The organism is Polynucleobacter bastaniensis (assembly GCF_018882205.1).
Lineage (GTDB): Bacteria > Pseudomonadota > Gammaproteobacteria > Burkholderiales > Burkholderiaceae > Polynucleobacter > Polynucleobacter bastaniensis.
Genome location: NZ_JACVOU010000002.1, coordinates 179,063 through 201,435, shown reverse-complemented (window position 1 = coordinate 201,435; position 22,373 = coordinate 179,063). Strand labels below are relative to the sequence as shown.

The 22,373-nt window shown below is 46.3% G+C and carries 23 protein-coding genes; 6 read left to right on the top strand and 17 right to left on the bottom strand.

The window, feature by feature from the left end:
• Nucleotides 1-20: 20 nt before the first annotated feature.
• Complete coding sequence (gene mog / locus ICN22_RS04120) at nucleotides 21-644, top strand: molybdopterin adenylyltransferase (RefSeq protein WP_216169023.1); 624 nt, start codon at nucleotides 21-23, stop codon at nucleotides 642-644.
• A 26-nt stretch (nucleotides 645-670) separates the two neighbouring features.
• On the opposite strand, the gene orn is transcribed toward mog, so the two are convergent.
• Nucleotides 671-1,258, bottom strand: a complete 588-nt coding sequence (orn, locus tag ICN22_RS04115) for an oligoribonuclease (RefSeq protein ID WP_216169022.1) — start codon at nucleotides 1,256-1,258, stop codon at nucleotides 671-673.
• 15 nt (nucleotides 1,259-1,273) lie between these two features.
• Here orn and ICN22_RS04110 point away from each other — a divergent pair, with 15 nt between their 5' ends.
• Both ICN22_RS04110 and rsgA read left to right on the top strand, forming a co-directional pair.
• The gene (locus tag ICN22_RS04110; protein WP_216169021.1) at nucleotides 1,274-2,524 is read left to right on the top strand and encodes a M48 family metallopeptidase; all 1,251 of its coding nucleotides are present in this window, start codon (nucleotides 1,274-1,276) and stop codon (nucleotides 2,522-2,524) included.
• A gap of 22 nt (nucleotides 2,525-2,546) precedes the next feature.
• Nucleotides 2,547-3,560: a ribosome small subunit-dependent GTPase A gene (gene rsgA / locus ICN22_RS04105; protein ID WP_216169020.1), complete on the top strand. Its 1,014-nt coding sequence runs from the start codon at nucleotides 2,547-2,549 to the stop codon at nucleotides 3,558-3,560.
• Here the strand turns inward: rsgA and ICN22_RS04100 are convergent.
• The 6 genes from ICN22_RS04100 to rpsP all read right to left on the bottom strand — a co-directional run bounded on the left by ICN22_RS04100 (nucleotide 3,505) and on the right by rpsP (nucleotide 7,465).
• On the bottom strand, nucleotides 3,505-4,464 hold the full coding sequence (locus ICN22_RS04100; RefSeq protein ID WP_216169019.1) for a CobD/CbiB family protein: 960 nt from the start codon (nucleotides 4,462-4,464) through the stop codon (nucleotides 3,505-3,507). The two genes, rsgA and ICN22_RS04100, sit on opposite strands and share 56 nt — an antisense overlap.
• Nucleotides 4,461-5,198, bottom strand: coding sequence for a CoA pyrophosphatase (locus ICN22_RS04095; RefSeq protein ID WP_216169018.1), 738 nt, complete (start codon nucleotides 5,196-5,198; stop codon nucleotides 4,461-4,463). Before ICN22_RS04095 ends, ICN22_RS04100 begins: the two co-directional genes overlap by 4 nt.
• A 68-nt stretch (nucleotides 5,199-5,266) precedes the next feature.
• Nucleotides 5,267-5,665, bottom strand: coding sequence for a 50S ribosomal protein L19 (gene rplS / locus ICN22_RS04090; protein ID WP_215304837.1), 399 nt, complete (start codon nucleotides 5,663-5,665; stop codon nucleotides 5,267-5,269).
• Between the two features lie 126 nt (nucleotides 5,666-5,791).
• A complete protein-coding gene (gene trmD / locus ICN22_RS04085; protein WP_216169017.1) occupies nucleotides 5,792-6,538 on the bottom strand; it encodes a tRNA (guanosine(37)-N1)-methyltransferase TrmD in 747 nt (248 codons plus the stop codon).
• Nucleotides 6,539-6,562: 24 nt separating this feature from the next.
• Nucleotides 6,563-7,126 carry a ribosome maturation factor RimM gene (rimM, locus tag ICN22_RS04080; RefSeq protein WP_216169016.1) on the bottom strand — a complete coding sequence of 188 codons (564 nt, stop codon included), beginning with the start codon at nucleotides 7,124-7,126 and terminating at the stop codon, nucleotides 6,563-6,565.
• Nucleotides 7,127-7,219: 93 nt separating this feature from the next.
• The gene (gene rpsP / locus ICN22_RS04075; RefSeq protein ID WP_011902362.1) at nucleotides 7,220-7,465 is read right to left on the bottom strand and encodes a 30S ribosomal protein S16; all 246 of its coding nucleotides are present in this window, start codon (nucleotides 7,463-7,465) and stop codon (nucleotides 7,220-7,222) included.
• A gap of 251 nt (nucleotides 7,466-7,716) precedes the next feature.
• On the opposite strand from rpsP, the gene ICN22_RS04070 reads away from it, so the two are divergent.
• The gene (locus tag ICN22_RS04070; protein WP_216169015.1) at nucleotides 7,717-8,241 is read left to right on the top strand and encodes an META domain-containing protein; all 525 of its coding nucleotides are present in this window, start codon (nucleotides 7,717-7,719) and stop codon (nucleotides 8,239-8,241) included.
• Nucleotides 8,242-8,284: 43 nt separating this feature from the next.
• On the top strand, nucleotides 8,285-8,731 hold the full coding sequence (locus tag ICN22_RS04065; protein WP_216169014.1) for a hypothetical protein: 447 nt from the start codon (nucleotides 8,285-8,287) through the stop codon (nucleotides 8,729-8,731).
• A 56-nt stretch (nucleotides 8,732-8,787) separates the two neighbouring features.
• Here the strand turns inward: ICN22_RS04065 and ICN22_RS04060 are convergent, their stop codons facing one another.
• The 5 genes from ICN22_RS04060 to ICN22_RS04040 are packed head-to-tail and all read right to left on the bottom strand — an operon-like array spanning nucleotide 8,788 to nucleotide 14,999.
• Nucleotides 8,788-10,575 (bottom strand): acyl-CoA dehydrogenase, encoded by a 1,788-nt coding sequence (locus tag ICN22_RS04060; RefSeq protein WP_216169013.1) that lies wholly within the window; start codon nucleotides 10,573-10,575, stop codon nucleotides 8,788-8,790.
• A gap of 52 nt (nucleotides 10,576-10,627) precedes the next feature.
• Entirely contained in the window at nucleotides 10,628-11,563 is a 936-nt protein-coding gene (locus ICN22_RS04055) for an electron transfer flavoprotein subunit alpha/FixB family protein (protein ID WP_216169012.1), read from the bottom strand.
• On the bottom strand, nucleotides 11,564-12,313 hold the full coding sequence (locus ICN22_RS04050; protein ID WP_216169011.1) for an electron transfer flavoprotein subunit beta/FixA family protein: 750 nt from the start codon (nucleotides 12,311-12,313) through the stop codon (nucleotides 11,564-11,566).
• Between the two features lie 57 nt (nucleotides 12,314-12,370).
• Complete coding sequence (locus ICN22_RS04045; RefSeq protein WP_216169010.1) at nucleotides 12,371-14,023, bottom strand: acyl-CoA synthetase; 1,653 nt, start codon at nucleotides 14,021-14,023, stop codon at nucleotides 12,371-12,373.
• A gap of 55 nt (nucleotides 14,024-14,078) precedes the next feature.
• Complete coding sequence (locus ICN22_RS04040) at nucleotides 14,079-14,999, bottom strand: histone deacetylase family protein (protein WP_216169009.1); 921 nt, start codon at nucleotides 14,997-14,999, stop codon at nucleotides 14,079-14,081.
• Between the two features lie 83 nt (nucleotides 15,000-15,082).
• Between ICN22_RS04040 and ICN22_RS04035 the strand changes: the two genes are divergently transcribed.
• The gene (locus ICN22_RS04035) at nucleotides 15,083-16,351 is read left to right on the top strand and encodes a lytic murein transglycosylase (protein WP_216169008.1); all 1,269 of its coding nucleotides are present in this window, start codon (nucleotides 15,083-15,085) and stop codon (nucleotides 16,349-16,351) included.
• 18 nt (nucleotides 16,352-16,369) lie between these two features.
• On the opposite strand, the gene cysM is transcribed toward ICN22_RS04035, so the two are convergent.
• From cysM to ICN22_RS04010, 5 genes are all read right to left on the bottom strand, one after another.
• A complete protein-coding gene (cysM, locus tag ICN22_RS04030; protein ID WP_216169007.1) occupies nucleotides 16,370-17,281 on the bottom strand; it encodes a cysteine synthase CysM in 912 nt (303 codons plus the stop codon).
• Nucleotides 17,282-17,322: 41 nt separating this feature from the next.
• Nucleotides 17,323-17,718, bottom strand: a complete 396-nt coding sequence (locus ICN22_RS04025) for a ComEA family DNA-binding protein (RefSeq protein WP_216169006.1) — start codon at nucleotides 17,716-17,718, stop codon at nucleotides 17,323-17,325.
• A 123-nt stretch (nucleotides 17,719-17,841) separates the two neighbouring features.
• Complete coding sequence (locus ICN22_RS04020; protein ID WP_216169005.1) at nucleotides 17,842-18,633, bottom strand: hypothetical protein; 792 nt, start codon at nucleotides 18,631-18,633, stop codon at nucleotides 17,842-17,844.
• Entirely contained in the window at nucleotides 18,630-19,028 is a 399-nt protein-coding gene (locus tag ICN22_RS04015; protein ID WP_216169004.1) for a hypothetical protein, read from the bottom strand. The genes ICN22_RS04020 and ICN22_RS04015 overlap by 4 nt, the downstream gene beginning before the upstream one ends.
• A 76-nt stretch (nucleotides 19,029-19,104) precedes the next feature.
• On the bottom strand, nucleotides 19,105-22,275 hold the full coding sequence (locus tag ICN22_RS04010) for a CHAT domain-containing protein (protein WP_216169003.1): 3,171 nt from the start codon (nucleotides 22,273-22,275) through the stop codon (nucleotides 19,105-19,107).
• Nucleotides 22,276-22,373 lie beyond the last annotated feature (98 nt).

Below are 22,373 nucleotides of genomic sequence, written 5' to 3'. Positions count from 1 at the left end.
ATAATAGCTAGAATAGAAACATGAAGCATACTGAAGCCTGGAAAAGATCCTCCCCCAACGAAATCAAAATCGGCCTCATATCGATCTCCGACAGAGCGAGTAAGGGCGTTTATAGCGATGAGGGCATCCCTGCCCTGCAATTATGGCTAGAAACCGCCATTAGCGGTCCCTGCGTGTTTCATGAGCGCCTGATTGCGGATGAGCGGGAGATCATCACCGAAACGATAGTGGAGCTATCTGACGATCTCGGCTGTGATTTGGTTCTCACTACGGGCGGTACAGGCCCCTCACGGAGAGATGTCACCCCTGAGGCCACAATCGACGCTGGAACCCGGGAAATGCCCGGATTTGGCGAGCAAATGCGACAAATTAGCCTGCGCTTTGTACCTACGGCGATTTTGTCACGCCAAACCGCAGTTTTACGAGAAATCGAGGGGCACACCGCTCTCATCATTAATCTGCCAGGTCAACCCAAGTCCATCAAAGAAACTCTTGAAGGCCTGAAGGATGCCGAGGGCAAATCTATTGTTCCAGGTATCTTTGCTGCCGTACCTTATTGCATCGACCTGATCGGCGGCCCCTATATCGAGACCGATGAAACCATCATCAAAGCCTTTAGGCCCAAGAGCGCTATTAAGAAATAAAGTGAGCGATGGTTTTGAATACAGAATTACTCTGGTAATGGCACGATAAACTTTTCTCGGTAGTACTTGAGCTCTTCAATCGATTCCTCAATATCGGCCAAGGCGGTATGCGCCTGCTTTTTGGTGAAACCCTTCACTAGCTCAGGGTGCCAACGCTTGCAGAGCTCCTTGAGAGTCGAAACGTCAATATTTCGATAATGAAAGAAGGCCTCTAGGTTTGGCATGTACTTTGCCATAAAGCGTCGGTCCTGACCAATCGTGTTACCACACATTGGCGCAATACCAGGCTTGATATATTGCTTCAGAAAGGCGATGCATTGGGCTTCAGCAGTGGCTTCATCTGTGGTTGAGGCCTTAACCTTATCAATCAGGCCAGAGCGCCCATGAGTGCCCTTATTCCAGACATCCATCGCCTCCAATAAGGCGTCTTCCTGGCGTATCACCCAAACTGGGGCGGTAGCGATGGTATTAAGATGTGCATCGGTCACAATCACAGCAATTTCCAAAATGCGCTCTTTTTCAGGATCTAGGCCTGACATCTCCATATCCACCCAAATTAGGTGCTCATTGGCTGGCGCCGCCTTTGATGTTGGAGTACTTGTTTTTTCACTCATATCTATAATCATCTCATGACATTCACAATTGTTTTTCTAATCGCCTTCATCGCCAGCTTTGGTCTACGCCACTGGTTATCCCAACGCCAAATTCGGCACGTCGCTATCAATCGCGATGTGGTGCCTGCTGAGTTTGCATCTCAGATCTCTTTGGCCGAACACCAAAAGGCTGCCGACTATACGATTGCCAAACTGCGCCTGGGTATTTTAGAGAATGGCGTCAGTGCAATTATCTTAATCAGCTTCACGCTCTTGGGTGGTTTGCAGATTTTAAATCTATCCCTTCTGCAACTATTGGGCGAAGGGATTGCGCAGCAAATGGCCCTGCTGATATCCATCGTCTTGATCTCCGGAATTCTGGACCTGCCCTTCTCTTGGTACAAACAGTTTTACCTAGAAGAGCGCTTTGGTTTTAATCGCATGAACGGCAAACTCTTTTTTAGCGATATGTTCAAGGGCTTAGGTGTTGGAGGTGCAATTGGCGTTCCCCTCCTTTGGGTCATCCTCAGCCTGATGGCTCAAGCAGGTGACTTTTGGTGGTTGTGGGCTTGGGGTGTACTCACTGTATTTAGTCTATTAATGCAGTGGATATTTCCGACCTTCATCGCGCCGATCTTTAATAAGTTTCAAGCGCTAGAAGAAGGGCCGCTGAAAACCCAAATTGAAGCTTTATTAAGCCGCTGTGATTTTGCTAGCCAAGGTCTATTTGTCATGGATGGTAGCAAACGTAGTGCGCACGGCAATGCATTTTTTGCAGGCATGGGCAAAGCCAAGCGTATTGTCTTTTTTGATACCTTGATTGAGAAGCTCAACCCTGGTGAAGTAGAGGCCGTCCTAGCTCATGAATTGGGTCACTATAAGTGCAACCATATCCGCAAGCGTTTACTGGTGTCATTCGCGATGAGCTTTCTGACATTTGCACTCTTGGGATGGATCAGCACCCAACCATGGTTCTACACAGATCTGGGTGTAATGCCCAATCTAAATGGCTATAACGGTGGTTTGGCTTTAGCACTCTTCATGCTGGTATCGCCAGTATTTAGTTTCTTCCTAACGCCGCTATCCAGCCTGGCATCACGTAAGCACGAATATGAAGCAGATGGTTTTGCTGCAGATAAATCTTCTGCGAGTGATTTGATCTCCGCTTTAGTTAAGCTCTATCAAGATAATGCGTCAACCCTAACGCCAGATCCGATCTATACCGCTTTTTATAGCTCGCATCCACCCGCTCCATTGCGCATTGCTAACCTCAAACGATTTAACTAAGTAATTTCGAATTGTTTAATTAATGGAACAATTTCATGCGCTACTGACTGCCTCCTATGGAAGGCATTATTTAGCGCAGCGCTTAGTTAAAGACGAGCGCGGAAATGAATCTCCTGCCGGTGAATTAATTCAAGTCAGCACTCCAGCAAAGCAGCATATTGGCGCCGTGGGTGACCGCATGTTGCTCGAGATGACTTCGGTTGACCAGGCGCGGATTATTCGTATCGAACCACGAGAAAATTTACTCTATCGATCTGATGCTTTTAAAAGCAAACTCATTGCTTCCAATGTTGATCAAATACTAGTCGTGCTAGCTACGCAACCAGCCTTCTCTCCCGATCTTTTGGGAAGAGCAGTTGTTGCTGCAGAGACCAATCAAATTGGTTTGCATATCTTGCTAAACAAGTGTGATCTCAAAGATAACTTGGAGCATGCTCGTAAGATCATTGCGCCTTATGCTCGTATGGGCTATCCCGTCACTGAGGTTTCTGCGAAGTTTGATGAGGCCTCTATAGAAGCATTGCGCCCTGCCATTTGCGGCAAAGTATCTGTGTTCGTAGGTCAATCTGGCATGGGCAAATCCAGCCTACTCAACGCTTGGGTTCCTAATGCAGCAGCGATTACCCAAGAATATTCAGTGCGCCTAGATACTGGAAAGCACACCACAACTGCTTGCCGCTACTTTGAGCTACCTGAGGCTTGGGGGCGTGATGCGAGTGGCAAATTAGGCGCTTTAATTGATTCCCCAGGCTTTCAGGAGTTTGGCTTGGCACACATGTCGGTTAGCGAGCTAGAGCACGCCTTTAGAGAGTTTCATGACCTACTAGGGAAATGTAGATTTCATAACTGTGCGCACCAATCAGAGCCAGATTGTGCAATCCGAGAAGCGGTCGACAAAAATGAAATAGCGCCAGAAAGACTGGCGCTATTTAGGCAATTGCGTTCAGACTCAAAAACTGCCGATACGCAAATTCAGGGGATTAGCCAAGCCAAAGAGCGATGGTCAGCATTAGCAATAAAGCCATCCAAGCGATAACTAAACGCCACACCAAGCCGACGGCGGAACGCATGGTGCGCTCATTTGGCTCCAGACCTACTTCGTAAAAAACAGGCTCCCCAGCTTCGGCCATACGTAAAGCTTCATCGCTATCTGGCTCACTCATGGGTTCACCCAAGCGAACACCTAAGGCGCCACTTCCAGATGCCAAGATTACTGCTGATAGAGAGTCAGACCACTTGCCAGTCAGGTGACGCCATGCATAGACAGCGCCTTCAAAGTTACCCACAATCGCAAAGCCCATTGCAGTGATGCGTGCCGGCACCCAATCCAATACGTAGAAGAAATGGCGTGCTGCTTCACTCAAATTAAAGTCACCCTTTTCTGACCAACGCTGAGCAGCAGTATCAGCTAAGCGATATAAGACAACGCCTGCAGGACCCATAGGCATTAAGAACCAGAACAGCACACCAAATACATGATGATGTGAGCCAATGATGGCACGCTCTAGTGCAAGTGAAATCACTTCAGTCTCGGTGAGCTCAGAAGCATCTAATTCAGGGCCATACCACTGCGCCAGTGCTAAGCGAGCTGCCGGCAAATCATGGTTTGCAATCGCTTCGTGAACCAGCGTGAAGGAGTGGCTAAATTGGCGAAAGCCAAAAAAAAGATAGGTAATTAATACATTCCATAGGAATCCCAGAATTGGGAAGGTCACCATGAAGACAACGTACAGTACAAAGACTAGGAATGTTGGCAGAATGAATGCTACCAAACAGGCCATGCGCGCACCTACAGGACTGGCACCTTGCTCAGTCTTACCACCGAATTCACCAGCAACCCAATCAAGCCAGCGAGCGCTCATGCGCGCGATCCAATGATTCGAGGTTACTGGGCGATATTGCTCAGCAATGAGGGCGAAGAGAATAGAAAAGAAAGTCATACTTTTAATAGATGATAAAGGTTACGTAACATTCCAGCAGTAGCGCCCCAGATAAAACGATTTTCATAGGGCATTGAATAAAACCGACGACTACCCTGATCACTCTCCCAGACCCGCACTTGATGATTTGCAGGATCCATTAAAAAATGTAAAGGCACTTCAAAAACATCCGCCACTTCAAATGCATCTAATGCATATTCTGCCTGAGGTTTTACCAAGCCCACAACCGGCGTCACACTATAGCCCGAAACCGTTAAATATTGAGGTAAATGGCCAATGATCTCGACCCCCTGTGGGTCCAAACCGATTTCTTCTTCACTTTCCCGTAAAGCGGTGTAATTGGGATCCAAATCACTCGGATCCATCCGTCCACCCGGGAAGCTAATTTGACCTGCATGGTCATGCAAATGATCCGTTCTTTGGGTCAGCAACACGGATAGCCCATCCTTATTAAGGAGCAAAGGGATCAAAACGGCTGCCCGGGTCACTTTTCCAGCGGCTTGACGTTTGGAAATAATATCTGCAGCGATGACATGTCGATTCTCATCAGTAATCTCTGGCTGCCAAACAGGCGGATTCTGAAAGCGATGCTTTAGCTTGGACGGGTCCAAATCATGCTCAATCACTTTGGGCTGATCTGTACAAACCTCATGAATTGGAATCGCCTGCGCATCAAAATTCAATGGCGTAGCAATACTCAATACTGGTTCCTGGGGTTTGAAATTCTTTGGCATCGGCTTTTATTTTAGGGCAATAAAAAAGGCGCAGCCTAGGCCGCCTTCTTTTTGGATTAAAGCCAACCTTATTCCGCTGCTGTCTCAGCAACTGCCTTGACTTTGCGAGCAGGAAGTTTTTCTTTAATACGTGCAGACTTACCTGAACGATCACGCAAGTAGTACAACTTCGCGCGACGTACATCACCGCGACGCTTCACTTCAATGCTAGCGATCAATGGTGAGTAAGTTTGGAATGTACGCTCTACGCCTTCGCCAGATGAAATCTTACGAACGATAAAGCTGGAGTTCAGTCCGCGATTGCGCTTAGCAATCACAACGCCTTCAAAGGCCTGGGTACGCTTACGTGTACCTTCAACTACGTTTACGCCAACAACGACTGTGTCGCCAGGAGCGAAAGCAGGAAGTACTTTGTTAACACTTAAGCGAGCAATTTCTTCTTGCTCAATTTTTTCGATCAAATTCATTATTAATCCTTAAACATCTTGTCAGCGTTTAATCCCGAGACTTTCATCAACGGACCAGACAGAGGATGCAGTTAAAACCATTTCACTAAATCAAAACACAAACACTTTATTCAAAACCATAATTACTTACAGCGTTCGAAGAAACTGCTCATCTTCTTTACTTAGCAACCCATTAACTCTTGCTGATTTAATTAAATCAGGTCGAAGCCTTAACGTCAGCTCTAAAGACTTCTGCCGACGCCAATCCATTATTTTAGCGTGATGTCCGCCTAAAAGCACGTCGGGAACCGATAAATTTTCATATATTTCAGGACGGGTGTAGTGCGGATGATCCAAAAGGCCATTGATAAAGCTGTCCTGGACGGCAGACTCTCCATCACCAAGGGCGCCTGGAATGAGCCGAATGACCGCATCCATCATGGTCATAGCGGGCAATTCGCCGCCAGAAACCACAAAGTCACCCATTGAAAGCTGTAAATCGACGTTTCGATCAATGAAGCGCTGGTCAACGGCCTCATATCGACCACAAATAAAGGTGAAATTGCCATAATTCAAAATGTCTGTCGCTATCTTTTGAGAAAAGACCTCTCCTTGCGGGGCGAGAAGGCAAATTGGGCCGGAAGTGACATTTTGAGACTGGTGTGCCGCTGTAATAGCAGATATCGTATCTTCCAGCGGCTTTGCCATCATGACCATGCCCGGACCACCACCATATGCCCGATCATCCACTGTCTTGCGGGGGTCAGGGCAATAATCCCGAGGATTCCAAAGATGAATGTTGGCAAGGCCTTGTTCGCAGGCACGTCCAGTAATACCCCACTGCGTTAAAGCGGAGAACATTTCAGGGAATAAGGTGACTACATCAAAGCGCATATGGAAGATCAATGACTTTTCAGATTACCAATCGGGTTGCCAGTCTAGGGTGATCAGTCTATTGGGCAAGTCAACATTTTGCACCGCTTCTTTTACAAAAGGCACTAACTGTTTTACCGTTTTAGTTTGCGCATCGCCAAGAGCAATGATTCCATGAGCGCCGTTATCGTTGACCTCAAGCACCTCACCCAGACTCTCACCCTGAAGATTAATTGCTTTACAACCGATCAGATCAACCCAGTAATAACTATCGCTATCTGTCTTGGGAAATACCTCTCGCGTAACTAAGATGCGAGCACCTTTCAAGGCCTCCGCCTGATCGCGGTCATTAATACCATCCAAAGCAATCACTACCGTACCGCTGTGCATTTTGGCTTGCTTCACCTTATATAAAGTCAATGAAGCCTGCTCATGAGTTGCAGCAACACCTGCACTCCGACGAGGAATGAGAGACAACCACAATTCTTTGCTAGATAAGAGGGCTACGGGATCGGAAGAATGAGGGCGAACCTTAATCTGACCCTGTAAGCCTTGAGCGTCTTGGACTGCACCGAGCTCAATCAAATCATTTAGGGAAGGTGTATTCATATTGAAGCCACCTCAACTCCCCAAATATCACTACCAGTAAATTCTGCTACCAAAGACTTTATCGCGAAGAGAGAGTCTTTGGAATTGAAGTCTTTAAACCGCAGGATTGTTTTTGATCAAACGAACTACAGTTGGAGAGATCTGCGCGCCAACACCAGTCCAATAGGTCAAACGATCTTGAGCAATACGCATTGCTTGCTCTGTCGCTGCTGCCTGTGGATTGAAGTAACCAATACGCTCGATAAAATTCGAGTCGCGACGATTGCGCTTGTCTGTAGCCACGATGCTATAAAAAGGGCGCTTCTTTGAACCGCCGCGTGCCAGTCGAATGACGACCATATTTATTCCTTAAAATCTAAAATGAAAACAGGTTGAGTACAACCCAATGAAATTACTACAAAATCTTGGGCTCCAGCTAAAGCGCAAATTAACAAAACAAATGCACGGTATAGCGGAAAACCTCACATTCTAGACGAAAACCCCTACTTGATCCAGCTATTAAACGAACGTCTCTTTAGCTTCAACAGTAGAATGGTATTCAGTGAATCATAAAATTATTATTAAAAACAATAGCTTACAGAAATATTGCCATGAGAATAGCCACTTTTAGACCCTCTAAAGGCCTTATTAAGCGCTTTTTTCTCACGCTTTCTTGCCTCGGTTTAGGTTTTTTGACAGCTTGTGCCAACGTCATCCCACCCTGCACTGCCAAAACCAGCCCTCCGAGCAGTGAGTTTCGCAACACTAAATGGGAGCTTGTTCGCTGGAATCTCGCACCCAATAGCAAAGGTGAAATACGCGCCCGGCAAATTCCTCAGGGTGACAATAGCAACCCCATCCAAATCATCTTTGATGCCAATGGTGAGCGGATTAGTGGATCTACCGGCTGCAATCGCTTTACCGCACGCATTACTGAAGATGCCAGAGGCTTTACGCTTGATCAGATTGCCAGCACAAAGATGGCCTGCGCACCCCAGCGCATGGAATTAGAAAATGATTTCCTTTACGAATTAAATGATTACCGCTCGATTGTGCGTAACGGCGATCAGCTACTCATGATTGGCGCGGATCGCGAAGTTTTAAGTTTCATGCAAAAAAATAATTCATCGAAATAAAAAAATGGTTCACCATTGCAATAATCCATCACTGAAAGTCTGAATGAAAAAATACAAACTCCTCTTCTGCTCACTTGGATTATTTTTTCCTGGGACCGGGTTGAACTGTTTTTATTTGCAAGGACTGAAATCCTTTTGGGGCTGGGCACAACTACTCGCTTTTATCGGCGGAATCGCTGGTTGGTTGATTCTCAAAGATACGCACTTTCACTCTGCGCCGGGTTGGGTGCTCATCACTTTCGGCTTCATCACCCTTGAGGCCAGCTGGTTAACCACCATCACTTATGGCTTACGCGCTGATGAAAAATGGGATGCCCAATTTAATCCAGGTTTAGAGCCTGGCAGAGCAACTCAGTCTGGTTGGCCAGTTGTGCTAACGGTGATTTTTTCTTTGGTCTTGGGTGCCGGTGTGATGATGACCTTCTTGGCAATTGCATTTGAACAATTTTTCATCTCCCAACTTCAAGAAGCAAGAAAGCTATCCCAGTAATGCGGATAGTTTTTTTTCTAAGCAACTTTTAATAGTCAGTGACAGCTATTTACATCTTAAAACTGCTCCGCTGTCAGCGCATTAGTGGATTGGCCACTCTCTAAGATCGAGGTTGCGAGAGCTTGAGATTGGGGTAATAGATTTTCTGCAAAGAAGCGTGCCGTGGCAATCTTGGCATCATAGAAATTGGGATCCCTTGCACGCAATTCTTGCGCGGCTAGCAAGGCACGAGCCATTTGCCAGGCACCCAATACCAAGCCACATAAACGCAAGTAGGCAAAACTACCTGCATACACTGCTTTAATATCTGTTTTTGCATTCGCCACAATGTAAGCCACTGAAGATTCAAACGCTTCACGAGCTGGGGTTAACTGCTTCAATACCGCTTTTGTATCTGCGGTGCCGCTACTTGCTAAATCTTTTTCAGTTTGCTGGATTCTTTCCGAGAACAGCTTTGCAGTTGCGCCACCATCACGCACTGTTTTTCTGCCAATCAAATCATTTGCCTGGATTGCTGTAGTACCTTCATAAATGGTCAGGATACGAGCATCACGATAGTGTTGTGCTGCGCCCGTCTCTTCGATAAAGCCCATACCACCGTGTACCTGAACACCCAAGCTTGCGACCTCAATCGACATCTCAGTTGAGAAACCTTTCACAATCGGCACTAAGAATTCATATACCGCTTGATTCTGCTTGCGAGTGAGTTCATCAGGGGATGCATGTTGCGCATCATATGCAGCTGCCGCGTAATACGCTAGGGCTCTAGATGCCTCAATGTAGCCACGCATGGTCATCAACATCCGCTTCACGTCTGGCTGATGAATAATGGCTACAGGACCTGGAGAGCCCTCTAGATCACGACTCTGAACTCGGTCTTTGGCATATTGCACTGCTTTCTGATAGGCGCGCTCTGCAACGGCAATGCCCTGCATACCTACCGCAAAGCGGGCTGCGTTCATCATGACAAACATGTATTCCAGACCACGATTTTCTTCACCGACTAAGTAGCCGGTTGCGCCACCGTGATCACCAAACTGCAAGACTGCAGTTGGGCTAGCCTTAATACCCAGCTTGTGCTCAATCGAAACACAGTGCACATCATTACGCCCATCAAGCGAGCCGTCTATATTTACCAAGAACTTGGGCACCACAAATAAAGAAATGCCCTTCACGCCCTCTGGCGCATCTGGTGTTCTAGCTAGTACGAGATGGACAATATTTTTTGCCATGTCGTGCTCACCATAGGTGATGTAGATCTTGGTAGCAAAGATTTTGTATGTGCCATCAGCTTCAGGGACAGCGCGAGAACGTACCATCGATAGATCAGAACCTGCTTGAGGCTCTGTGAGACACATGGATCCAGTCCATTCCCCGGAGATCATCTTAGGCACATAGTGCTCTTGCAATTCAGGACTTGCTGCAGTCAATAAAGCCTCAATCGCACCATCAGTCAACATGGGGCATAAGGCAAATGACAGACTTGCAGAGTGAACCATCTCAAAACACGCCGTGGCAATCAGTTTTGGCAAACCTTGACCGCCAAACTCTAGGGGGTGCACAACACCCTGCCAACCTGCTGCAGCAAATTGCTTAAAAGCCTCTTTAAAACCAGGAGAAGTAGTGACGACACCATCCTTCAATGAGCTAGGATGTTGATCGCTAGGCCAATTAAGAGGCGCTACAACATCTTGATTAAATTTGGCAGACTCTTCCAAAATCGCCGGGGCTAAATCTACATCAGCGCCAGCCTCAGCATAAGAGGGATAGGAAACAACTTCAGATAGCCCTGCTAGTTCGTTCATCACAAATAGCATATCTTTTACTGGGGCTACATACGGCATAGGTATTCCTATAATCAGAAGTGAAGGTAGTTAAGGGAGCCTCTTAATTACCTTAACCAAGTAAGTTAGTTAGTTCAGGGACGGCGATATTAAGGTCTGCAACTAAACCATAATCAGCAACACTAAAAATGGGTGCCTCAGGGTCTTTATTAATCGCTACGATTACCTTAGAGTCCTTCATGCCTGCTAAGTGCTGAATAGCACCAGAGATACCAACGGCAACATACAACTGCGGAGCCACGATCTTACCGGTCTGACCCACTTGATAGTCGTTTGGAACATAACCTGCATCGACTGCAGCACGTGAGGCGCCCAGAGCAGCGCCCAGCTTGTCGGCTAAGGGCGCAATAATTTCTTGATACCTCTCACCAGAACCCAGACCACGGCCGCCAGAGACAATAATCTTGGCAGCAGTCAATTCTGGGCGATCCGATTTAGTCAGTTCGCGACCCACAAAAGAGGATCCACCAGAAACTTCAGTCGCAGCTTGCTTTTCTATAGCAGCCGATCCACCACTTGCAGCAACGGGATCAAAACCAGTAGTGCGAACCGTAATGACTTTAACTGGGTCGGCAGATTGCACGGTAGCAATCGCATTGCCTGCATAAATTGGACGCTCAAAGGTATCGGATGAGATAACCTTAGTGACATCTGATAACTGAGCTACATCTAACTTAGCAGCAACGCGTGGCAAGACATTCTTACCGTTAGCAGTTGCCGGTGCCAGGATATGACTATAACTATTAGCAATAGAGAGAATTTGCGCAGCCAAGGGTTCGGCAAGTTGATCAGCTAAAGATGCAGCATCTACTTGAATCACTTTACGCACTCCTGCGATTTGAGCTGCGGCAGATGCAACAGTATCTGATTTATTACCAGCCACCAATACATCCACCTCTGGAGAACATTGGAGAGCTGCAGCTACGGCATTGAGTGTTGCCGCCTTTAGGGATTGATTATCGTGTTCAGCAATAACAAGTGCGGCCATTTAAATCACCTTCGCTTCATTTTTCAGTTTATCTACTAAAGCCGCCACATCAGCCACCATTACACCGGCAGAGCGCTTTGGTGGCTCTTCTACTTTGAGGGTTTTGAGACGTGGGGCAATATCAACGCCAAGTTCTTCAGGCTTCACGATTTCTAAAGTCTTCTTTTTAGCTTTCATAATGTTGGGCAAAGTCACATAACGTGGCTCATTCAAACGCAAGTCAGTAGTAATGACTGCGGGCAAAGTAATCGCAATGGTTTCCAATCCGCCATCTACCTCACGCGTCACATTCGCTTTACCATCGGCAACCACTACTTTAGAAGCAAAAGTTGCCTGTGGGATATCCATCAAGCTAGCTAACATTTGACCTGTTTGATTACTATCGTCATCAATCGCCTGCTTGCCCAAGATGATGATCTGAGCCTGCTCTTTGTCAGAAAGTGCCTTGAGAATTTTTGCAACGGCTAAAGGCTGTAATTCAGTATCGGTCTCTACCAAGATGGCACGATCTGCCCCAATCGCTAGGGCAGTACGCAACGTTTCTTGACATTGAGTGGGGCCAGCAGAAACTACCACTATCTCAGTAGCAATACCAGCCTCTTTTAAGCGAACAGCTTCTTCTACTGCGATCTCATCAAATGGATTCATGCTCATTTTGACGTTTGCTAGATCTACGCCAGAGTTATCTGATTTCACCCGAATTTTGACGTTGTAATCAACAACCCGTTTTACCGCCACTAAGATTTTCATGCTTGATCTCTATTTTTGAGTAACTCTTCTATTTTATCCGCTCAGCGCTATTTGGGGCTAGACGTCGATTGCTGAAGCAGAGCCCGCCTGCTTGCGAAGTTCAAACTTCTGGATCTTGCCAGTAGAGGTCTTTGGTAGCTCACAGAACACAATGGCTTTTGGTACCTTAAAGCCAGCTAAATGCTGCTTGCAATGGGCAATGATCTCAGCAGGCGTAACTGCTATTCCCGGCTTAATTTCCAGAAAGGCGCAAGGTGTTTCCCCCCACTTAGGGTCTGGCTTCGCGACTACTGCAGCAGCCATGACAGCTGGGTGGCGATAAAGAACATCTTCAACCTCCACAGAGGAGATATTTTCGCCACCAGAAATAATGATGTCTTTGCTACGGTCCTTCATCTTCACATAGCCATCGGGGTTTATCACTGCCAGATCACCCGAATGAAACCAGCCGCCCTCAAAAGCCTCTTTGCTTGCCTTCTCATTTTTAAGGTAACCCTTCATAGCAATATTACCCTTGAACATAATCTCACCCATAGTCTCACCATCAGCAGGAACTGGCTTAAGAGTTACGGGATCAAGGACGGCAATAGCCTGCTGCAGGTGATAGCGCACACCTTGCCGCGCGTTGAGGCGGGCTCTTTCACCAATGTCAAGGTCATTCCATTCATCCTGTTTGACACATACCGCCGCAGGTCCGTAGGTCTCCGTTAATCCATAGACATGCGTTAGATCAAAGCCCAGCTGTTCCATCCCTTCAATAATGGATGCAGGAGGTGCAGCGCCTGCAATTAAGCCTTTTACCCCTACCGGCACACCTTCCTTTAATTCGTCAGGGGCGTTGACTAGTAGGTTGTGCACAATTGGAGCAGCGCAGTAATGGGTGACACCATGATCTTTAATAGCAGCAAATATATGTTGCGCATCCACGCGACGTAGACAAACATTAATGCCAGCGCGTGCCGCTACCGTCCATGGAAAGCACCAGCCATTGCAATGGAACATTGGGAGCGTCCAGAGATAGGTGGGGTGCTTGCTGATATCCCAGTCCAAAATATTTGAGATCGCATTAATCGCTGCGCCGCGATGGTGATACACCACCCCCTTTGGATTGCCGGTAGTGCCTGAGGTGTAGTTTAGGCAAATGGCTTGCCATTCATCTGCAGGGACTTGCCAAGCGAACTGAGGATCGCCCTCAGACAGGAACTGTTCATAAGTGAGTTTGCCGAGCTTTTCACCAGAGACATCAAACTCTTTTTCCTCGACATCAATCACCAGAAACTCACGACCGCTTTCTCTCTTGGCAATCTCAAGGGCTTTTTTCATTACTCCCGAAAACTCGGGATCTACGATCACCACTTTTGCTTCGCCATGATTGAGCATAAAAGCAATTGACTCAGGATCAAGGCGGGTATTTAAAGCATTCAATACCGCACCCGACATTGGAATTCCAAAGTGCGCCTCAACCATGGGCGGTGTATTGGGCAACATCACGGCAACGGTATCACCCAGGCCAATACCTTGCTTTTGCAAGGCGCTTGCTAAGCGACGGCAACGCTCATAAGTCTGAGCCCAAGTCTGACGTAGCTTTCCATGAATGACCGCCAAGCGATCTGGGTAGACTTCAGCGGATCGCTCCAGAAACAATAAAGGAGTAATCGGAGTGAAGTTTGCAGGATTACGTTCTAAACCCTGCTCAAAAATATTAGCCATGCGTTCCTTGGATATGGATCTTCTTTGTTTCTAGATTTCTGGAATCTGACTGCAATTAAATATCAGCAAGAGCTTTGACATGCGCTACCACGCTACGACCCAAAGCAGAAAGGTTGTAACCACCCTCCAGGCAGCTGACGATACGGCCCTGAGCGTATTGGCTTGCAACTCCTTTTAACTGCTTAGTAATCCAAGCGTAGTCATCTTCCACCAAACCCATCTGACCCAAGTCATCTTCACGGTGAGCATCAAAGCCCGCAGAAATGATGATGAGCTCAGGCTCAAAATCTCGTAGGCGTGGTAACCATTGTTCTTCAACTATGGAACGCACCACATCACCACGCGTAGATGCTGGAAGCGGAACATTCACCATATTGCTTGCTCTATCTAAGCCGCTGTATGGATAAAACGGGTGCTGAAAGAAACTGCACATAAGTACATTAGGGTCATTAAAAAATGCTGCTTCAGTACCGTTACCATGGTGAACATCAAAATCAATGATAGCCACGCGTTCAATGCCGTATGTCTCCATCGCATATCTCGCTGCTACGGCAACGTTATCAAAAACACAAAATCCCATTGATCGGGTTGGCTCTGCATGGTGCCCTGGAGGGCGAACTGCGCAAAACACGTTTTCAACTTCACCCCTCATTACCGCATCAACACCCGCAATAGCAGCACCGGCCGCACGTAGCGCAGCACTCCAAGTATGGGGGTTCATAATGGTGTCACCGTCGAGCATAAAGTAACCGTTCGCTGGTGAACGCTCTTTAACGAAGGCAACGTGATCTGGGCTATGAACTAACTCTAGCTGCTCTTCAGTTGCCAAAGGGGCATCGAGGTGGTGTAGAAAGCGATCAATGCCACTACGAATTAACTGATCATTGATTGCCTGAATACGCTCCGGACACTCAGGATGATGGCTACCCATCTCATGTTTTAGAAAATCGGGGTGAGTTATGTATCCTGTTGTCATTACTGGAAATCCTCAATAGCAAAACTGTAGTTTTTATAATTTAATTAAATCTGCTAACCCTTCAAAAACCTATCCTCATATCCATGAATTATCGCGTCTCCTACCTTGCTTCAATACTATCAATAGTGCTACTGCTTGCTGCCTGCTCCAGTACCCCTATTCAGCAAGCTAGTCCTACAGAGACTATCGTAAACCAGTCTGAGGATGTTGCGACAGAAGCCCGTTTTAACCAAAACCTCAATGAGCTAATTACTCAAATTGCCCAAACCCAGGGAATCCCTCAAGCCATTCTGGAATCGGGCTTCTTAGATGCTAAAACAATTCCGTCCATACGCAAATTGGTATTACCCCCATCGGGCAGCTTTAAAAAGAATTGGGTTGCCTATCGCAAGCGCTTTATTGAGCCGGTTCGCCTGAAGGCTGGCAAGGCTTTTTGGGAGCAAAACCAAGCATTCTTAAGTAAAGTTCAACAAGAGTCAGGAGTTCCAGCTGAAGTCATTGTGTCCATTATTGGTATTGAAACCATCTATGGCCGTCAAACTGGAAATTTTCGAGTCAAGGATGTGCTCTCTACGCTAGCCTTCAGCTATCCCGACACTCCCAATAAAGCGAGTAGAGAGCAACTGTTTAAAGATCAACTTCAAGAACTCATCCTCATGTGCTGGACTGAGGACGGTGGCAGCTTGCCGGCAAATAATAGTAATCAAGGCTTGAGTCCATCTCGCTTTAATAGCTGCCTCAATCAAAATAGCTCTTATGCAGGCGCCATTGGCTTGCCGCAATTTATGCCTGGCAGCATCCGTAACTTTGCGGTGGATGGCGATGGCGATGGTCGCATTGACCTTAAGCAAAGTACTAAAGATGCTATTGCTAGCGTGGGTAATTTTATGAAAAAACATGGCTGGCAGCCCGGTATGCCGATTTACTTCCCAGTACAGGAAGCGGCGATCAACGAAGCAAGAGACCTAGCTGATGGTGAGCCACAACTTAAATACACTATTCAAGAACTCATTTCAAAAGGCATTCTCACCAATGAGCAAGGTGACCTTCAGTCTGGTGGCGTTGAGCCACAAAGTAAGGCTCTCATTGTTGATCTGCCTTACCCCGATAAAGATGATAACGATCAGGTGCGCTATGTTGTTGGCTTAAACAACTTCCTGACGATTGTGCAATACAACCGCAGTTACTTCTACGCGCAAAGTGTTGCAGAGTTTGCAGAAGCTCTGGGCTACAAGAACCAAAGCGTAGTACTGGTCAGTACACCTCAGGCAAAGTCCGAAATAAAGGCGAGTGAATCAGCCAAATCCAAACCCAAGAAAACCACTAGTAAGAAAAAACCAAAGCAGACTTAATGTTGAAGTTTGAATATCTTACGCTGGAAAAACTCCAGTAGATAGGTAGCGATCACCACGGTCGCAAACGATAAAGACGATCGTAGCGTTTTCTACCTGACGAGCGATTCGCAAGGCAACCACTAAAGCACCGCCAGCTGAAATACCGCAGAAGATACCCTCTTGGGCCGCAAGGCGACGCGCCATTTCTTCAGCATCTGCTTGGCTGACATACTCGATACGATCCACCTTATCGCCTTGGTAAATCTTAGGCAGATACTCTGGAGCCCATTTACGAATACCTGGAATCTGCGAACCCTCTTCTGGTTGCGCGCCAATAATCTGGATATTGGGATTCATGGTTTTTAAATAAGTGGAAACTCCGGTAATGGTTCCAGTAGTGCCCATCGATGAGACAAAGTGTGTCACCTGACCATGGGTATCGCGCCATATCTCTGGACCAGTCGTCTCGATGTGAGCACGTGGATTATCTGGATTTGCAAATTGATCCAATAATCTGCCACGACCTTCCTTCTGCAATTGTGATGCATAGTCACGCGCAAATTCCATGCCACCAGAAGCTGCTGTCAGAATGAGTTCCGCTCCATAGGCAGCCATACTTTGTCGACGTTCAATACTTTGGTTTTCCGGCATTACCAAGACCATCTTATAACCCAACATTGCAGCAGTCATTGCCAAAGCAATGCCAGTGTTACCGCTGGTAGCCTCAATCAGGGTATCGCCAGGTTTAATTTCGCCACGCTCTTGTGCGCGCAGAATCATCGACAGCGCAGGTCGATCTTTTACCGACCCGGCTGGATTATTGCCCTCCAACTTTCCTAAGATCAGATTATTTTTGGTATCGTTTTCAGCGCCCGGAATGCGTTGTAAACGAACCAGGGGTGTATTACCCACGGTCTGTGAAATAGTTAAGTAAGAGGGTGTGTTCATGAAACCATTTTAGCCATAAGCTAGGCTAGACGTAAAAGGGTTTAATTTCGGCGACTTGGTTCCGCACGATCCGTATGATGGCGCGCACCACTTTGACCGCGTGAGCCACGTCTGCTAGCCTTGGGGCCCTCTTTATTGGTGCGGCCATGCGGTTCACGAAAAGAACTTGGAGCCTCAATAGTTAAGCCGTTATCCACCATCTTTTCTACGGATTTCATACCAATGCCACGAACCCGTTTTTGGAGGTCATTGGCATCCTGAAAATGCCCACCATCTAAACGTTCAGCAATGATTGTTTTCGCCTTAGACGGTCCAATTCCTTTGATACTTTCTAATTCAGACTGGGTTGCAGTATTGACATTGATTGGTGAGGCGGCAGCTAAACCTGAGACAGCTACAAATACTGAAAACACTAAAGACTTTAATAATTGATTCATTTAATCTCCATCAGTTAATAAAAAATCCACCTACACAAAGTGCAAGTGGATTAGATATAACGAATGAGAACCCCAACTGTTGACTAAATTTTGTGGACGACAATCAAATCAAGAAATACTTACTTAACCAATAATGCCCTTCAGACCAGTGTAGATAGATACTGCAGTAGTTCCAAGCGCAACAATAGTGCCGCCGTATTCCTGCAACTTCTTCATCAGGCCATGCAAACTTGATGGCGAAATGCGTCCCTCACCCAAGCCTGTAACAACCGCCTTTAGGAAGGGATTGATCGATGCTTTTCGTAAATGCCTTTGTTTGCTCGCATAGGCGACTCCACCGAGAAGCATCCCGGTTAAGAAACTAAAGGCGATGCTTGCGGAATACTCCAGAACTTCCCGCCATTCAAATGTATTTTGAGGCCAAATTGGAGACCCATCCACTAAAGAGGTCATCCAGCTCATGCCAATCACAGAGGCAATCGCTAAAAATACTACCCCCATAAACCAAGGAAATAATTTGCGAGTAGCGCCTTTAAATAGGAAGTACCCAAAAGGTAAAGGCAATATGATGGAGATCAGTCTTAAGTACAAGGGCTTAGTGTCATAAACAATCGAGATCAATCCATGTGCAGCCAATAGGAGCGCAAGAGGAATGCCGATATATATAACAATATCCAGCATAGACAAACCAAGACCTCTTGGCTCAACCTGCTTTTGAACTTGTTCATCTAACAATAATTGCAATTCTACAATGCGATGCTCATAGGCATCTTGATTCGGAATCTCCTCAAGGCGCTTCTCAAGCTCTGCCACCTTGGCCATCATGGGCTTAAATAAATAGAGATCCCGCGTGCAGATCTTGCAGACTGATGCCTCTTCAGCAACTTCAGAGAGGCAGTATGGGCAATTCATCATTTAACGACTAGAGTGAAAACAGTATTTGTTTCTCGACCATCAGTATCTTTTGCTGTCACACGGATTGTGTGAGAACCCGAAGGTACATCCGCCTTTAAAAAATCAATACCTGATGCGCTAATAGAATTTTTCAATCTTGGCGTTAAATCCACAAAGGGGGATTTCATATAAACGACCTTGATTGAGGATGGATCAATCTTCCCCTCTCCACGTGCCTCAAAGTTGACCTTGAAATCAAGTGGGGAGCTAACTGGAGTGTCAGCCTCCGGGGAAACTAGCTTCACCGATGGACCTCGAGAAATCCCACGCGTGGCCAACGCTCCAGACGCTGCTGGTAATGCAGCCTCTTTTGCGCTAATTAGAGGCGCTGCACTAACTAATGAGCTTGCAATCATGAGACTAGTTAAAAGTAAGATTTGAGTAAGTTTCATCATCATTCCAAAATAAGGGTTATTTAAAGGAGATATTAAATCAATCGCCAACTACTACAAAGGGAGCCCAAAATAAGGGGTGTGCATAAGAGTATTTCATCGTATTACCCTCTTTCATACCGCCTTGATCTACTTGATTGAGCATTGCTTGTCGCAAAGCCTCTGACTTTGTGAGTCCCTGGTTTTGCTGCTGACGTTTAAATAAGTCAGTCATCAATTGACGGGAGGCCATTGAATCTACGGGCCAATTAGAGACCAATAATGCTTTAGCCCCAGCAAAAAAGAATGCTCTACCCAAACCAGATACCGCTTCAGATCCCGACCCCTCGCCGGCAGCTGTATTGCATGCTGACAGCACCACCCAATCAGCATCTAACTTAAGGGCAATAACCTTATCCATGGTTAACAAACCGTCATCTTGGTCTCCCGTCACTTCAGGAGATGACAAGGCAAGAGCTGGCTGGGTCAGCCCATTAAGCTCTCCGGGCACCAAGCCATGGGTTGAAAACATAACTACCTTACGGTCAGATAAGTCCATCGAGGTTACCTGCTTTACGCTAGCCTGCTTATGCAAAAAGATATCGCTTGGTTGGGCGCCAACCACTTTTCCAATTTCCTCAATCTCCAAGCTGGTATCAGGTAAACGCGGAAGTAGTGCTAGCTCTGCAGAACTGACACCCATAGTCTTTGGCGCACTTCTCAATTTCAAAGGTATGCCACGCGTAGCCAACTGCGTACCAGCACTTTTTTGAGCGCTCTTTTCTTGAGCACCGCTAAAGTAAGGATCCCCAAAGCCAATAAAATTCTTTCGATTAGGATTACCTTCTGGCAGACTGCGAAGTGCTGTTAACGCTGTTACAGAGGGAATCTGAGCTACGGCAATATCTCTTGTTAGCCACGGAACAGATTTATATCCAGCGAATGCAATCGCTCCACCCTTAGCAGGCTGAGCAGTGGCTTGAGTTACCAATAACGATATTGGTAACTGACCAAGTTCGGCGTGGGGCACAACCAACATGACTTTTTTACCCTTGAAGCCTGCTTCCACTGGTGCCAAAATCTCTTGATAGAGTTTGTATGCCAATGCGACATCAAAAGGAGGAATCTCGTCGATTGTTGATACGCCAGGGTCAAGAGCCTTACGCAGTTGAGCAACTTGTTTTGCCATTTGCTTTCGACCAATAGCCAACTGGGAAAATTGTGGGGCTCCCTGCTTGCTTATTGCCCACACATACCCAACATTTTCTGCAAAATACCAAGAGACCAAAACTTCATCAGCCTTTAACAGGCGTTGAGTTCGCTCGATTGATGCGGGCTTTGGCTCAACCAACTCAGCATATTCAGGGAATTTTTTCTCAATCTCTTTCTTCAGAGATTCGCGCTGAGATTTAAATACTTCAATATCCGAACGAACTTTTGACTGTACAGCAGGTAGCTGCTGATCAGGCGAAGCTGAGCGCAGGCCAGTCAATAACTCTGAGAGCGTATTAATTCGTCTTTGTAAATCCTGTTCCTGCCTTGCAAGACCGGCTAATTGGGAATCCTTAATACTGGCACGTGCAGCACTAGCCGTTAAGGCCCTTTGAACACCACTACCTCTTGCAATATCTGCAACCTGGAAAGCTTGCGCCGCAGCCAATGTAGCCTGATTAGGATCATTTTTTGCAGTGTATGCCAATGATGCTAAATAACTTTCCAAAAGAAATGTCATTCGTTGTTGCTGCTTAATACTCGTTGTGTCATTCTCAGCATCGTTTCGTGCTTGATCAATTAAGATGGGAATAGATGCTTTATAGACAGAATCTGCCTCTGTCCATTTATTTTCGGCCTGTAAACTTGCAGCTTCAAATGCCCTTACCATTGCTACGCGAGGTGAATTTTTGTCGGAGGATGTATCAAGCTTTTTAAGTATCTCGCCAGTCATTTCAAGAGCTTGACTAGACTTTCCAGTCTTGAGCATTGCCAATACCCAATCCAAGTCTCCGAACTGGTAACTTTTTGCCATCTCAGGATCAGTTTTAATCCCCAAAGCCATTTCTTCGAATGCTTGATTTGCCTCAGCATATTTACCATCTGCTACAAGTGCAGTGCCGAGCGACCTCTGAGCTAAGGCAAGAGTGGTGTTTGCACCGGTGGCACCTGCAGCCTTAACGGTACTTAATGCCGCTCTTGAAAGAAGTACTGCCTCAGCATACCTTCCCTGCTCGTTAACAATAACCGCAAGACTTCTCAGGCCACGAGCAACCTCAATGGAATTTGAACCAAAGCTTGAAAGGGAAAGCGTAATAGATTTTCGAGCATAGAACTCAGCATCGATTAATTTTCGCTGCCTCAACAATACATTAGCTAAATTTAACTCCCTATTTGAAATTTGAGTGACATACACTCGGGGATTATTAGAAGCATCGGCAGCTGTTCTAGTCTCATCCCCAACAACATCAATTTTTGATGAGCTATTTTTAACTTTTCCATATTGCATCTCAAGTAAATGCAATGTTTTTCTAAGAGAGCGCTCACTTTCTAGCCACTGCCCCTGACCAGAGAAATAAATTCCGCGAGCACTTTCATATGCGGCCTCCCAATTAGCCCCAAACTCCATATATGATCGAGACCTTTTTAGAGTGCTTAACGTCCCTTCGATCGAATCAAGTGTTTTTTTCGCCGCTTCAAAGTTACCTGAATTGACATAGTAGGTCAGCAACAGCCGACCCATAGTCATTTGAAAACCAGTCAAATTGGGCAAAGCTGATAATTGATAGGCCTGTGCTTTTTGAATAATAGCAATTGCTTTAGTCTGCTTGCCAACCGAACTTTCAAGCACGCTCAGGCTAATTAAGTCGTTCAAATGCAGTCGTGGAGTAGTGGAAGGATGTTGATTTACTGCAATCTCTAAGTTTTTTAACGCTTCGCCAGTATTTCCTAGATCCTCATATGCTGCAGAACGTCTAGTGTAAAAATGATTTAATACTTCGTTGTCCTGTGATATTGGCAAAGGAATTGCAACCACTTTTTTAGCTCGCTCTACGATAGCGAGGTCTGGTTTAGTTTGTTCAACTAATCTGAGGATATCTTTAACATCCCTAGGGGGTGCCTTGATATTTTGTACATCAACATCAGACTCATCACTATTGGGCGCCGAAAAGGCTATAGATGGCGCCAATAAAATGCCCACGGAAAGAGTGAATGCAGAGAAAAATGAGAGCTTGCACATAGGAAATCTCCTAGTTTTTATAAGTAATATAGTAGCCCAAAAACTTAAGATGAAGATGTGCTCTCAGCTTGGTATTTAGACTTACGTGCTACAAAACA